12 protein-coding genes are annotated in these 14,041 nt (G+C 64.6%); 7 read left to right on the plus strand and 5 right to left on the minus strand.

Going from position 1 to position 14,041, the window contains the following annotated elements:
- The first annotated feature begins 94 nt into the window (after positions 1-94).
- A complete protein-coding gene (locus W823_RS33575; protein WP_023954548.1) occupies positions 95-388 on the plus strand; it encodes a hypothetical protein in 294 nt (97 codons plus the stop codon).
- Positions 389-413: 25 nt separating this feature from the next.
- The gene (locus W823_RS33580; RefSeq protein WP_023954549.1) at positions 414-716 is read left to right on the plus strand and encodes a hypothetical protein; all 303 of its coding nucleotides are present in this window, start codon (positions 414-416) and stop codon (positions 714-716) included.
- Between the two features lie 204 nt (positions 717-920).
- Here W823_RS33580 and W823_RS33585 read toward each other — a convergent pair whose 3' ends face one another.
- Complete coding sequence (locus tag W823_RS33585; RefSeq protein ID WP_023954550.1) at positions 921-1,364, minus strand: Hsp20/alpha crystallin family protein; 444 nt, start codon at positions 1,362-1,364, stop codon at positions 921-923.
- 152 nt (positions 1,365-1,516) lie between these two features.
- Entirely contained in the window at positions 1,517-2,353 is an 837-nt protein-coding gene (gene nadE / locus W823_RS33590; protein ID WP_023954551.1) for an ammonia-dependent NAD(+) synthetase, read from the minus strand.
- A 105-nt stretch (positions 2,354-2,458) separates the two neighbouring features.
- Here nadE and W823_RS33595 point away from each other — a divergent pair, with 105 nt between their 5' ends.
- Complete coding sequence (locus tag W823_RS33595; protein WP_023954552.1) at positions 2,459-2,965, plus strand: CinA family protein; 507 nt, start codon at positions 2,459-2,461, stop codon at positions 2,963-2,965.
- Between the two features lie 54 nt (positions 2,966-3,019).
- Positions 3,020-3,628, plus strand: a complete 609-nt coding sequence (locus W823_RS33600; protein WP_023954553.1) for a flavodoxin family protein — start codon at positions 3,020-3,022, stop codon at positions 3,626-3,628.
- Between the two features lie 25 nt (positions 3,629-3,653).
- Here the strand turns inward: W823_RS33600 and W823_RS33605 are convergent, their stop codons facing one another.
- The 3 genes from W823_RS33605 to W823_RS33615 form a co-directional block, all read right to left on the minus strand.
- A complete protein-coding gene (locus W823_RS33605) occupies positions 3,654-4,370 on the minus strand; it encodes a pyrimidine reductase family protein (protein ID WP_023954554.1) in 717 nt (238 codons plus the stop codon).
- A gap of 21 nt (positions 4,371-4,391) precedes the next feature.
- On the minus strand, positions 4,392-5,708 hold the full coding sequence (locus W823_RS33610; protein WP_031331225.1) for an NAD(P)/FAD-dependent oxidoreductase: 1,317 nt from the start codon (positions 5,706-5,708) through the stop codon (positions 4,392-4,394).
- 114 nt (positions 5,709-5,822) lie between these two features.
- Positions 5,823-6,758: a methionyl-tRNA formyltransferase gene (locus W823_RS33615; RefSeq protein WP_023954556.1), complete on the minus strand. Its 936-nt coding sequence runs from the start codon at positions 6,756-6,758 to the stop codon at positions 5,823-5,825.
- Between the two features lie 200 nt (positions 6,759-6,958).
- On the opposite strand from W823_RS33615, the gene W823_RS59205 reads away from it, so the two are divergent.
- The 3 genes from W823_RS59205 (at position 6,959) to W823_RS56200 (ending at position 14,040) form a co-directional block, all read left to right on the plus strand.
- Positions 6,959-8,734: a condensation domain-containing protein gene (locus tag W823_RS59205; RefSeq protein ID WP_152537964.1), complete on the plus strand. Its 1,776-nt coding sequence runs from the start codon at positions 6,959-6,961 to the stop codon at positions 8,732-8,734.
- Positions 8,731-11,304, plus strand: a complete 2,574-nt coding sequence (locus W823_RS59210) for a condensation domain-containing protein (RefSeq protein ID WP_161633963.1) — start codon at positions 8,731-8,733, stop codon at positions 11,302-11,304. Before W823_RS59205 ends, W823_RS59210 begins: the two co-directional genes overlap by 4 nt.
- Positions 11,305-11,442: 138 nt before the next feature.
- Positions 11,443-14,040, plus strand: a complete 2,598-nt coding sequence (locus W823_RS56200) for an amino acid adenylation domain-containing protein (RefSeq protein WP_023954557.1) — start codon at positions 11,443-11,445, stop codon at positions 14,038-14,040.
- The last annotated feature ends 1 nt before the right edge of the window (position 14,041 follow it).

Raw genomic sequence — 14,041 nt, forward strand, 5'->3', positions numbered from 1 at the left:
TCGATCGCGGCAAACGGCTGGCAGGGGGTGGTTTCGGGCGAGGCCGCACCGGGTACCCGCCATACGAAGGACTGATGTCAATCTGGAGGACGACATGGATCAGCGTACGAAGGACGAAACCCGCAACAAACTGTCTTTGCCAGTCGGCTGGTCCGGATTTGTGGCCATCGCGGGTGGCGCGGCCTGTGTCGCGATGGCGATCCTGACTCTCGCCGGCGGTCACATGATTGCTGCCGTCATCCTCGCTGTGGGCGCAGTGTTGCTGTTTGGATGGGGCTTTTTCGCCTACCGCGCGACCGACAGCCTCAAGGACAATCACGTGTCGGAACTCAAGGCACGCCGTGACCGCGTGCGTTACCGCGCCAAGTACCCGCGAAAGAACCGCTGACCATTCAGGGACCTGAGGCTTGTCGATGACCAATGACGTCGAAAAGCGCTGGAATGATCGAACGGTCTACCGCGCTGCGGTGACGTATGACCTGGCGGTGATCGCCGCGGCATTCGGCTGGCTGATCATCTACCTGGTGATCGACCCGAGCAATTCGGTCTGGGCGATCGGAGTCCCGGCACTGTTACTGCTCGGCGGACTGGGGGCGTTCGTCCAGACGTACCGTGTGTGGAAACGCGGTGGTGGTTGGCCGGTATGGCAGGGCGCCGGATGGTTCCTGTTCATCCTGATGCTGCTGACCCTGAGCTTGCCCGTCACCGCCGATTGACAATCCGTTCTGTTGAGTTCTCACGCTTGTGCCCCCGGCCAAAAGGTCGGGGGCACAAGCGTGTTTGCGTTATTTCGACGTTGTCATGACATTCGCCCACCAGTCGTTCAACGGACTGGGCTCGGGCCAGATCACGGTTTCATCCAACTCCACAGCATCACCCCTCTTTCGCGGTCGACCAATTGCGATGTCAGTCAGTGGTTCTCAGGAGGAACTCGTCTCGATCGACTTCTGTGAGTCCGTGTGGTTGATCGAGATTCGGCGAGGCTTGGCCTTCTCGGCAACCGGAATGGTCACCGACAGCACACCATTTTCGTAGCTCGCCGAGATGCCCGCCGCGTCGATTCCGTCGCCCAGCGTCAGCTGGCGGCGATACGTGCCGTAAAACCGTTCGCTCGACATCCACTGCACGGAATCCTCCGACCGTGCCGTCCGATGGGCGGTCAGGGTCAGCGTGCCATTGTCCACACTGACATCCACCGAGCCGGGATCCACGCCCGGCAGATCGGCGGTGAGAACGTAATGGTCCTCGACCTTGTAGAGGTCCATCGGCATGAACCTCGGCGTTCGAGATGACCCCACCGCCTGGCCGGTCAACAGTCCCCGCGCCAACGTGTCCACATCACTGAAAGGATCAAACCGAAGCACAGCAACCCACCTCCTGCTCGACACTTCGGCCCGCCACCCTGGCGGGCAGCCAATCACTGTGCACTACTTTTTTAGCACTCATCACCGGGGAGTGCCAAGTACTTTTTTCGACGAGTTGCGCACTCTCACACCATCTCCCGGTTCGGCGCCGATCAGCCCGTCGGATCCCGCCACCACAGGTCGGTGGGGGCAACCGGAACGGTGCGCTTGTGCCTGGTCTTGACGAAGGCCTGCTCGATGGTCTTGGCCGCATCGTCGGAGACCGCCTCTCCGGTCAGGTACGCATCAATCTCGCGGTAGGTGACACCCAGGGCCTCCTCGTCCGGGATGGCGGGCCGGTCGTCTTCCAGATCGGCGGTGGGCACCTTGGTCCACAGGCTGTCGGGCGCGCCCAGATGTTCCAGGAGTCGCGCTCCCTGCCCCTTCGTCAATCCCGAGAGCGGAACCACGTCGGCGCCGCCATCGCCGTACTTGGTGAAGAACCCGGTCACCGCCTCGGCCGCGTGGTCGGTGCCCACGACGATGAGGTTCAGCTGGCCGGCCACGGCGTACTGCACGATCATGCGTTCACGCGCCTTGACGTTGCCTCGGACCAGGTCGGTGAGCTCGTCTATGCCCAGCGCAGCAGCGGTGGCCTTTGCCGCGGCATCGGCGGTGTCCTTGATGTTCACGCTGATCGTGCGGCTCGGCTTGATGTAGTCGATGGCGGTGTCGACATCGGCCTGGTCGGCCTGCACGCCGTACGGGAGCAAGACCGCCACGAACTCGGCTGATCCTCCCGACTGATTGATCCGGTCAACCGCCAGCTGGCACAGACGCCCGGCCAGCGAACTGTCCTGCCCACCACTGATACCCAAGACGAAACCGTTCGCTCCGGCGTTCTGCGCGTAGTCGACCAGGAATTGCACCCGGTTCTCGACCTCCGCGGCGACATCGATGTCGGCGCGGACGTTCAACTCGTTTCGGACTGTGTCTGCGAGGGAATACATAACTTCACCGTAGCCGGGGTACACCGGTCCTGCGAACCGAATGGCAACTGTTGCACGATGTTTGCAGCAGCGATGCGACGCGCCCCAAAACAACGTGAGGACAACATGATTGCCGATCCCGACGACCGAGTTCCGACCGAGGACGAGGTGCAGGACCTGTGTGAGGAACTGGCGAAGCTGGCGGGCGAGCACGATCTGACCATCGCGACCGCCGAATCACTCACCGCGGGTAACCTCGCCTCCCAACTCGGCCGGGCAACGTCGTCCGGCGACTGGTATTGCGGTGGCGTGATCGCCTATCGCAAGGAGGTCAAGTACTCGCTCCTCAAGGTGCCCGAGGGGCCGGTCGTCAGCGAAGAAGCAGCTCTGGCGATGGCACGCAGCACCGCAGAGCTGATGGGCGCCAACCTGGCGGTCGCCGTCACCGGCGAGGCAGGACCCGAACCGCAAGAGGACAAGGAACCCGGGACGGTCTGGTTCGGCGTCTTCGATCACGGTTCGGTGGACGCCACCAAGCGGGTCTTCGATGGCGACCCGCCGGACGTTCTGGCCGCGACAGTTGCTGCCTCGGTGCGCATACTCGTCGACCGGGCGAAGTCGTCTGGCGGGTAGCAGCACGGCCGCGGCGCCATGTTTGGGTACGCCGGCGATGGCTATTCCACACCCATGTCTGAACTCAGCGCCCTCGCCCTGATCTGCAGCCTCAAGCCGTCGCCTGCGCCATCGAGCACCGAGTTGCTCGCCGGTCAGGTGCTCGCCCAGCTCGAGACACATGGGGTGTCGGGGTCGAAGATCCGCGTGGTGGACCACGACGTGAAGCCCGGAGTGGAAGGCGACATGGGCGACGGCGACGAGTGGCCGGCCATCCGCGACGCGATCCGGAAAGCCGACATCTTGGTCGTGGCGACTCCGACCTGGGTCGGTCACATGTCGAGTGTCGCCCAACGTGTTCTCGAGCGCCTGGACGCAGAGCTGTCAGAAACCGACGATCAGGGGCGGCCCGCAATGGTGGGCAAGGTCGCGGTGACGGCAGTGGTCGGCAACGAGGACGGCGCACACAAGATCACAGCAGATCTCTTCCAGGGGCTGAACGACATCGGTTTCACGATTCCCGCTCAGGGCGGAACCTACTGGAACGGTGAGGCAATGCAGGGCACCGACTACAACGACCTGGACGAGACACCTGAGCCCGTAGCCACCACCACTGCCACCGTGGCGAGGAACGCGGCCCATCTGGCCGCGCAGCTGAGGTCGGCCCAGTACCCAGCATATTGACCGCCCACCAAACGGCTTTCAGAAATCAGCGGGTGTACCGCAGATAAAGAAAATCGTTGTGCGAGAGAACATGTGCCAGCTTCATCCGTCGAGGCCCACCCAGAGTGGTCTTCGACCTGGGCGATCCGCCCTGCCCGCCGGCAATCGTGGGTGACACCGTCACGCACATCTCATCGATGAGGTCATGCTCTGCCAGGGCCTGCAGCAACGACGGTCCGCCCTCACACAGGATCCGCCGAAATCCACGCTCCCGCAGGGCATCTATCGCCTGCGGCAGATCCACCCGGTCGTGGCCGGCGACTATCGTCTCGTGAGCGTCATCAGGCTCACCCTGGGCGGCCACCGCGGTCGTGATGATCAACGGTCGGGGCTCGACACCGAACAGCCGGGACTCGCTTGGTAACAGCCCTTTCGAGGTGACCACCGCAACCGGCGGTGGCCCATTGAGCCCGAGGGCGGTTCGGCGCAGCCGTATCTGCCTCTCCGTGAGGATCACTCGGCCATACGACTCCGCGCGCACCGTTCCCGCTCCGACGAGCAACACATCGGCGAACGCGCGGAGATCCAGGAGCAGTTGGTGGTCGGTCGGATCGGAGATGGCGGCGACGCGGCCGTCGAATGCCGCCTCGTTGTCCAGCGTGTTCACCATGTTGACGCGCACACCGTCCGGCGGATCGCTGTAGAAGTCGATCGGCGCCACCGTGTCTGCCGCCGTCAGCACGGTCACCGCTGTCTCACTCACGTCGCGAAACCGGTCGGCCCGTCATGTATACGGTTTACGGGCCGTCTCCGGGTCGCCGTAGGTGATCGCGCGTTCACGCCTCGATCCAGTCGCCAGGGTGGCTGCCCAGTTCAGCAGAGTGCCTGTGCGATTGCGCGCGCCGGAGAGGAACGCGATGTGGATGACGCCCCACGACAGCCATCCCGCCATACCCGACATGTGCAGGGGTCCGGCTTGGACCAACGCGTGATGCCGGGCGATGTACGCCGCGTTGCCCAGGTCTCGATACTTGAACGGCCGCCTCTTGTTGGTCTTGCCTTCCACCGCAGCGGCGATCACCGCACCGGCGTGCCGCCCACCCTGCATCGCGACCTCGGCGACGCCGGGAAGTTTGTTGCGCGACATCATGTCTCCGACAACAAACACGTTGGGATGCCCCGGAACGGACAGGTCCGCCTCGACCGCGATGCGTCCTGACCGGTCTTGCTCCGCACCCAAGGCAGTGGCCAGCGTCCGTGCGAAAGGCACCGCTTCCACGCCTGCCGTCCACAACACGGTCCGGGTTTCGAACCGGGTCTTGGTCTTCGGTTCGGCCTTGGTGGTGATCTCCACGTCCGTGGCGGTCACGTCGGTGACGTGCACGCCCAGGTGGGTCTCGACCCCCACCTTGTCGAGTGTGCGCAGCGCGCTGTCGCTGAGCTTGCTGTCGAACGACTCCAGAACCCGCTGGCCACCGTGCAGGAGCAGCACCCGCGCCTCACCCGGGTCGATCGACCGGAACTCGTGTGTCAGTGCGCGCGTGGCCAATTCGCGGATCTGTCCGGCGAGCTCGACACCGGTGGGCCCACCGCCCGCGACAGCGAAGGTCAGCCAGGGTTGGCGTTCTTCCGGTGTGGGCAACGATTCGGCCATCTCGAAGGCGGCCACCAGCTTTCGGCGGATGGTCAGCGCATCGTCGAGGGTCTTCATGCCCGGCGCCCACTGGATGTACTCCTCGTGACCGTGGTACGCCTGTTGCATTCCTGCAGCCACCACGAGGTAGTCGTACTTCAGGTCGAAGGTCGATCCGTCGAAGCGGCTCGCGGTGAGCACTCGTGCCTCGGTGTCGATGGCGTTCGCCTCACCGAGCGCAACGTGTGCGTTGTCCTGATTGCGCAGCAGGTGCCGCAGAGGACTCGCGATCGATCCTTCGGACAACAAGCCGGTGGCGCATTGGTACAGCAGCGGCTGGAACACGTGACTGGTGCCGCGCTCGAGAACGGTCACCGCGACATCGGCGCGCTTGAGGCGCTTTGCCGCGTAGAGACCTCCGAATCCTCCACCCACTATCAACACATGGGGCCGGCCGGGTGCAGTCATTCGGTGTCAACTCCTTTCGCTGCAGGACGGCGCAGCGATACCCGCTTGTTCACAACTCGAATCATGTTATGCGGTTCGGGTCATGACCGGGCCTGACTCAGGCCGCGCGCGGCGTCACGTCAGGTAGCCGCCACCGCGTGGGAAGAAGTCTTTGCCCGCATGCTCCACACCGTCTTCGGTCCGCAGTCGTTCCACGACCAGTCCGTGGTTCTTTCCGCGGTATGCGTCGGCTCCGGCCACGATCACCATTCCGTCCCCCTCGTGGATGAACACCCGGCCGGGGGTGCCGCCGTAGATGCCTGCGGAGACGGAGGCCTTGGTGATCCGGATGCGCTCGCCACGGAAGTGGGTGAAGGCGTTGGGGTAGGGATCCGATTGGGCGCGGACGAGGCGATCGATGTCCTCGGCGGGCCAGTTCCAGTTGATCTGGCTGTCGATGTCCGCGCGCTTGTGAAAGAAGGTGCGGTCGGCGAGGTTCTGCGGCTTCCAGACGGCTTTGCCCGATTCGATGAGGTCGAGGGCCTCGATCAGAACCTCGGGGATGATGTCGATGGTCGCGCGTACGAGATCGGTGGCCGTGTCACGAGGCCCGATCGGCACGGCCCGTTGCACCACCACGTCACCGGTGTCGAGGTCGTCGTCCATCCGGTGGGCGGTCAGGCCCACCTCCTTCTCCCCGCTGATCAGCGCCCAGATGACCGGCGAGAAACCGGTGAACTTGGGGAGCATCGAGTCGTGCAGGTTCAGGGTGCCGTGCGGCGGCAGATCGAAGAGTTCACGCGGTAGCCAGGTGCGCCAGTTGTTCGCGACGATGATGTCGGGCTCGGCGTGCTTGACCTGCTCGATCAGTTCGCTGTCGGGTCGTTGCGCGAGGTGGACGGGGATGTTGTTGGCCCGTGCCAGTTCCTCGACAGAGTCCGACCAGATGGACTCGTACGAGTGCTCACTCGGCGGGTGGGTGACGGCCAGAACCACCTCGTGATCCGACTCGATGAGTGCTTCGAGAGTCTTGTGTCCCCAGGTCTGATAGCCGAAGGTCGCTACTCGCATGAAACTTGCCTCTTCAGTCGTCGGAAGTACGTGGCGCCCGCGAATGCACCACAAATGTGCGTTCAGCTTGACCGACAGAGATAGGTTATGCAAACCTACATTCACCATTGAAGTTAGTGCAGCATTCCCTAAACTCACCCAGCGATGCAACGGGGCCTCGCCGAGTGGGTCAGCGCGCTCCGGACAGAAGAGATCCTCAGGTGGATTCCGCACATACCTCGACCGGGAACCCCACCCCCTCGGCGCCTTCCCCGACGACTCCAGCTGCCGGATCAGCACCGTTTCCACTGACCGCGGCCCAACGCGGTATCTGGTTCGCCCAGCATTTGATGCCCCACACGCCCATCGTCATCGCGAACTACGCAGAGATCCATGGCCCACTCGACGTTGATCTGCTCGATGACGTGGTCCGCGACTGCATGCACGAGATCGACTGCGGGATGCTTCGCCTCGTCGAGGTCGACGGTGAGCCGTTCCAGGTGGTCGACCAGACCCTCTCGGATCGATTCGAGCGAATCGACCTGCGCGGCGAGGACGATCCCGAACTGGCCGCGCAGGAATGGATACACGCGAACTACTCGGCGCCGATAGATCTGCTCTCCGATCGGCTGATCAAGGGAGCGGTGCTCCGCGTCGGCGACGAGCACTACCTCTGGTACTCCTGCATCCACCACATCGTCATCGACGGCTACGGCGCCATCCTGTTCATCAACCGCGCCGCCGAGATGTACACCGCAAGGCTGGCCGGACGCGAGGCCGCCACCCAGGCCGTCCCTCCGCTGCAGGCGCTGATCACCGCTGAGAACGACTACCGGTCGTCCAGCCGTTTCCAGCGCGACCGCGACTACTGGCTGGCAAAGGCCGCGAATCTCCCCGAGCCGCAGTCGTTGTCGCCGTTCGAATCGCCGCCCGACGTCACGCCGCGGCGGGTGGGCGAGCTGCTCTCGACCGAGGTGACCCGGCAGCTCGAGGCCGCTTCAACGAGATTGAGGACCTTCGAGACACCGCTCCTGATCGCAACCCTCGCCGTGTACATCGCCCGAATCACCGGTTCGGCGGACGTGGTCCTGAGCCTTCCGGTGTCGGGGCGGACCAACGCGGTGCTTCGCAAGTCGGGCGGGATGGTGTCCAACATCGTGCCCGTCCGCGCGTCGATCACGCCGACGACGACAGTCGGCGACCTCGTCTCGCACATCCAGCTCGAGCTCACCGGGGCCCTGCGCCATCAGCGCTATCGGGCCGAGGATCTGCGACGCGACCTCGGCGCAGGTGAGGACTCCCGCGGCTTCTACGGGCCGGTCATCAACATCATGAACTTCCCGTCGGACATCCGTCTGGGGCCGGTCACCGGGCGGTTCCAGATCCTGTCGACCGGACCGGTCCACGACCTGTCGGTGAATCTCTACCCGAGTGCCGACGGCAACACCCGCGTCGACTTCGAGGCCAACCGGCACGCTTACGGAAGCGATGAGCTGCGCGCGCACCACCGCCGGTTCGTCACGCTCCTGCAGGCGATGGCCACAGCCCCACCCGACGCCGCGGTCGACGGCTTCGATGTCTTGACAGCCGACGATCGCCGCGCTCTTGTGCCATCTCGTGGCCCGGCGGCTGTGCCCCCGGCAACGTTGAACGAAATGACAAGGGCCGCAGTGCTGGCCGACCCGGATGCCGTCGCCTTGGAGATGCGCACGACGCATACGTACCGCCAGGTGGACGCCTGGTCCGATCAGCTTGCCCGAGAGCTACGCGATGCCGGCGCATCCACCGAGCAGTTTGTTGCCATCGCCCTGCCCCGGTCGCTCGACTCCGTACGCAGCGTGTGGGCGGTTGCCAAGACCGGTGCGGCGTTTGTCCCGGTGGATCCGCACTACCCGGCCGACCGCATCGCACACATGCTCACCGACTCGGGCGCCGACTGGGCATCACCACCAGCAACTTCCGATCCCAGCTACCCGACACGGTGCAGTGGCTGGTGATCGACGAACTGGAGATCGACAGCGAGGTAATCGCGACGACGACCCCCGCAATGGAAGTCGATGTCTCGCTGGATCATCCCGCATACATGATCTACACCTCCGGCTCCACCGGAACCCCCAAAGGTGTTGTCATCACCCACCGCGGACTGGCCAACCTCGCCGCCGAAAGAAAACACAACTACCTCGTCGAACCCCACTCGAGATTCCTCCACAACACCTCACCCAGCTTCGACATGGCCATCGGCGAACAAATCGCCGCACTCTCCGCAGCCGCCACCCTCGTCATCTCACCCCCGGACCTGAGCCCTTCAGAGCTCACCGATTGGATTGTCACCAAACGGATCACCCACGCGTTGATCACGCCAACCATGCTGTCGGCGCTCGATCCGGACGCGCTGGTCTCCCTCGAGGTGCTCGGGGTCGGGGGCGAGGCGGTGACCGGTGACCTCGTGGACCGTTGGGCCGTCGGACGGCAGATGCGCAACGGATACGGACCGACCGAAGCCACCGACATCGCCACGGTCTCCATCCTGCGGGCAGGCAAGCCGGTGTCGATCGGTACCGCCGTGCATGGTTTCGAACTGTTGGTATTGAACGCCCGCCTGCAACCTGTGCCTGCCGGTGTACCCGGCGAGCTGTATCTCGCCGGACCCGGCCTCGGCCGTGGTTACCATCGTCGACATGCGTTGACCGCAGAACGGTTCGTGGCCAACCCATTCGGGAGCCCCGGCGATCGCATGTACCGGACCGGGGACGTCGTCAGCTGGGCCGGCGACCACCAACTCCGCTATCACGGACGAGCCGACAGCCAGGTGAAGATTCGTGGGCATCGAATAGAACTGGGCGAGATCGACGCGGTGCTCCGGTCCTCTCCGGGTGTCCGGCACGTACGGACAGCGGTACGCGAACTCGCCGACGGCCATCCGGCTTTGGTGTCGTACGTGGTGGGTGACCCGCGCTCGGCAGACCGTCTTCGAGAGTTCGCCGGGCGTAACCTCCCCCGCCACATGCAACCGGCGGCGGTCGTGCTGATCGAGGCGCTACCACTGACCCCCACCGGCAAGCTGGACGAACGGGCGTTACCTGTACCCGAACTCACCCGTAGCGCCTACCGTGCGCCGAGTTCCGACGCCGAACGTGTTGTCGCAGCGGTGTTTGCCGAGGTGCTGAACATCGACCAGGAAGACGTGGGGGCTGACGACAACTTCTTCGACCTGCACGGCAACTCACTGTCCGCGATGGGGGTGGTCTCCCGCATCAATGCAGAGTTGGGCAGCGGGTTGACCGTTCGCACGGTCTTCGAGAGCCCGACTGTGTCCGGCATCGCCGCGGCGGCGGGAACCACCGGACAGGCAGCGCGTCCGCCTCTACGGCGGGGTGATCGCCCCGCCTGCTTGCCGTTGTCTCCGGCGCAGCAGCGCATGTGGATCCTCAACCAGTTCGACACTGCCGCTGCCACATACAACCTGCCGCTGGTCATCCGACTCACCGGAGAACTGGATACGAGTGCCCTCACGGCAGCTGTAGATGACGTGATCCGCCGCCACGAGTCGCTGCGCACCACGTTCCCGAATGATGACGGCGGACCCAGGCAGGTGGTTTTGCCACCGACTGCGGTGTCGCTCGATCTGACCCCGCAACCGATCGAGGCCGACCACATCGCCGGGGCCGTGCTGACGCTCGCCCGCGACGGTTTCGATGTCGCGGCGGGGGTCGCCATCCGAAGCCGATTGCTTCGCAGCGCCGCCGACGACCACACGCTGGTACTGGTGATTCACCACATCCTCGCCGACGGCGTCTCCATGGGACCACTCGCTCGCGACGTGATGCTCGCCTACAACGCACGCACTGAGGGGCTTACGCCCAGCTGGCCCGAGTTGCCCGTCCAGTACGTGGATTTCGCGCTGTGGCAACATCGTGTCCTAGGCTCGGAGAGCGATCCCGATTCTGTTGCCGCACAGCAGGTCCGATATTGGCAAGAAACACTCGACGGCCTGCCCGCGGTGCTCGATCTGCCCACCGACCGCCCACGGCCCGCCGTCGCCTCACACCGCGGAGCGTCCGTCGATTTCGAGATCAGCGGCTCGACCGGCGCCGCGTTGCGGGAGCTCGCGCGACAGCGTGGTGCGTCCATGTTCATGGTTGTCCACGCCGCACTGGCCACGCTCCTCGCAAGGCTGTCCGGTACCGAGGACATCGCGATCGGCACGCCGATCGCAGGTCGTGGCGAAGAACAACTCGACGACGTCATCGGCATGTTCGTGAACACGCTTGTCCTGCGGACTCAGGTGGACCTCAATGCCGGTTTTGCCGACCTTCTCACTCAGACCCGAGCCGTTGATCTCGGTGCGTACGCCCACGGTGATGTCGCATTCGAGCGACTCGTCGACATTCTGCAGCCGCCGCGCACCCAAGCGTATTCGCCACTGTTCCAGGTGGTCCTGAACTTCGAGCCCGGGCTACCCGACAGCTTCGAGCTACCCGCTCTCACCGTGAGTCCCGTCCCCCTCGACCCGGGTATCGCACAGTTCGAACTCGCGTTCTCCATCACCGAGCCCCGCCCCCGGTGACGACTGCTGCGTGGGTCGCTGCGCTACGCGACCGACATCTTCGATCGCCGCTCGGCACAAGACCTCGCCGACCGTCTTGTTCGGATCCTCGATGCAGTCGCCACCGACTCTGCCACACCCCTGGCCGACCTGCCGCTGTTGACCGCGGAGGAGAACGCGAAGCTGGTGCCCGTACGCGGCCCGGCATCTGTTCCGGCAGCGTCGATGGCCGAACTGATCGACACGGCCGTGCGGCAACGCCCCGACGACGCCGCGTTCATCTGGGATGGCCGTGCGCACAGTTATCGAGAAGCCGACGCCTGGGCCGACAACTGCGCCCGAGTCCTGCAGGAACATGGCGCCGCACCAGAACGTTTCGTCGCCATCGCCCTGCCCCGGTCTGCGGACTCGGTGCGCAGTATGTGGGCGGTTGCCAAGACCGGTGCGGCGTTTGTCCCGGTGGATCCGCATTATCCGGCCGACCGCATCGCGCACATGCTCACCGACTCGGGCGCCCGACTGGGCATCACCACCAGCAACTTCCGATCCCAGCTGCCCGACACGGTGCAGTGGCTGGTGATCGACGAACAGCTCACCGGCCGCGAACATGTCGTCCCGCTCCAGTCGAAACCCCGAGTCTCGCTGGATCATCCGGCGTACATGATCTACACCTCCGGCTCCACCGGAACCCCCAAAGGTGTTGTCATCACCCACCGCGGACTGGCCAACCTCGCCGCCGAAAGAAAACACAACTACCTCGTCGAACCCCACTCGAGATTCCTCCACAACACCTCACCCAGCTTCGACATGGCCATCGGCGAACAAATCGCCGCACTCTCCGCAGCCGCCACCCTCGTCATCTCACCCCCGCACCTGTCACCGGCCTCGCTCGGCGACTTCATCCGGTCGGAGCGAGTGACCCACGCCCTGATGACACCCACCATGCTTGCCGCGCTCGCTTCCGACGACCTTCCCGATGTCATGGTGCTGGGAGTCGGCGGTGAGGCAGTGTCTACAGCGCTGGTCGACCGGTGGGCTGCCGGCCGACACATGCGCAACGGATACGGACCGACCGAAGCCACCGACATCGCCACCGTCGGCAATCTGCGGCCACGCGAGCCGGTCACCATCGGCGCTGCAGTGCACGGATTCAAGCTCCTCGTGCTCGACGACCGCCTGAATCCGGTACCGGTCGGGGTGCCCGGCGAGCTCTATCTCGCCGGACCCGGTCTGGCCCGCGGCTACCACCGCAGATTTGGCCTGACAGCAGAACGGTTTGTCGCCAATCCATCTGGCGCGCCGGGCGACCGGATGTACCGCACCGGCGATGTGGTCGCCTGGACTGCAGATCTGCGATTGCGCTACCACGGACGCACCGACAGCCAGGTCAAGATTCGTGGGCATCGAATAGAACTCGACGAGATCAACGCGGTTCTGCTGAAACATCCGGCGGTCGGACAAGCCGTCACCGTCGGCACCGCCACCCCCACCGGCGAGCCGGCCCTGGTTTCGTATGTGGTGCCATCGACACACTCGAACCCGCCGGACACCGAGCACCTCGTGGGGTTCGTCAGCGAGTTCCTTCCCCGGCACATGGTGCCTGCCGCAATAGTCGCGGTGGCCGGCATCCCGGTCACACCAACCGGAAAACTCGACGAACCACGTCTGCCCGCAGCAACTTTCGAATCGCGGACTCCGTACCGAGCTCCGAGCACACGTACCGAAGTCGTCGTCGCGGCTGCCTTCGCTCGATCACTCGAACGACAGCAAGTCGGCGTGCACGATGACTTCTTCGCACTCGGCGGCAACTCCCTGTCGGCCATCGCCATGGTCGGCTCGATCGGCGAGCAACTGGGCCGACGAGTCCAGCTGCAGTGGCTGTTCGCCGACCCCACCCCGATGGCGTTGGCCCGACGGATCGATATGACCGATCCCGTTCAGGACGACGCCGCCCTCAACGTGGTGCTGCCGATCCGCCGCACCGGATCGGCAGCACCGCTCTTCTGCATACACCCGATCATCGGATTGTCCTGGTGTTATCGACCTCTGGTGCATCATCTGCCAGAGGATCGGCCGATCTACGGCATCCAGGTACCCGGGACCGACGACAGCGAGTCACCACGGTCGATAGAGGCGACGGCCGCACGCTACGTCGCGGAGATCCGGCGGATACAACCCGACGGCCCCTACCATCTGCTCGGCTGGTCACTCGGCGGCGTCCTCGCACATGCGATGGCTGTGCTGATCGAAGAACAGGGTGGTCAAGTGGCCGCCTTGGTGATGCTGGACAGCTTCGCGACACCACCGGAATCCGCAGGCGGCGAATCCCTTCACGCGGGAGACCTGTTGGCAGGACTGGGATTCGACGGTGCCGTACTGGAGCAACTGGGAGCGATGTCCGCAGATTCCCTCACCGACGTGCTCGCGGTGATCGAGGACCTGCCACACGGCATCGAGCGTCATCAGGTTCAGCGGTTGGTCGACTTCGCCGAGCACAACAGCGCACTGCTGCGGGAGCATTCACCGGGCATCTACACCGGAGACCTGCTCTTCGTCACTGCTGACGGTGATTCACCGGGGTCCACGGCTGCCGCCGACTCATGGCTGTCGCATGTGAAAGGCGAGATCTCCACGCTTGCCATCCCGTTCACCCATTGGCAGATGTGCAGCCCCGCCGCGCTTCGTCTCACCGGCCCCTCCATCGCCCGTCATCTCGCCCGCCGGTCCGACGTGATACTCGTCGGCGGAGAACACTGAC

This window comes from Williamsia sp. D3 (assembly GCF_000506245.1).
Classification (GTDB): Bacteria; Actinomycetota; Actinomycetes; order Mycobacteriales; family Mycobacteriaceae; genus Williamsia; species Williamsia muralis.

Coding starts and splice junctions, on each gene's coding strand:
- W823_RS33575 (WP_023954548.1), top strand. CDS start 95: ATGGATCAGCGTACGAAGGACGAAACCCGCAACAAACTGTCTTTGCCA.
- W823_RS33580 (WP_023954549.1), top strand. CDS start 414: ATGACCAATGACGTCGAAAAGCGCTGGAATGATCGAACGGTCTACCGC.
- nadE (WP_023954551.1), bottom strand. CDS start 2,353: ATGTATTCCCTCGCAGACACAGTCCGAAACGAGTTGAACGTCCGCGCC.
- W823_RS33595 (WP_023954552.1), top strand. CDS start 2,459: ATGATTGCCGATCCCGACGACCGAGTTCCGACCGAGGACGAGGTGCAG.
- W823_RS33600 (WP_023954553.1), top strand. CDS start 3,020: ATGTCTGAACTCAGCGCCCTCGCCCTGATCTGCAGCCTCAAGCCGTCG.
- W823_RS33610 (WP_031331225.1), bottom strand. CDS start 5,708: ATGACTGCACCCGGCCGGCCCCATGTGTTGATAGTGGGTGGAGGATTC.
- W823_RS33615 (WP_023954556.1), bottom strand. CDS start 6,758: ATGCGAGTAGCGACCTTCGGCTATCAGACCTGGGGACACAAGACTCTC.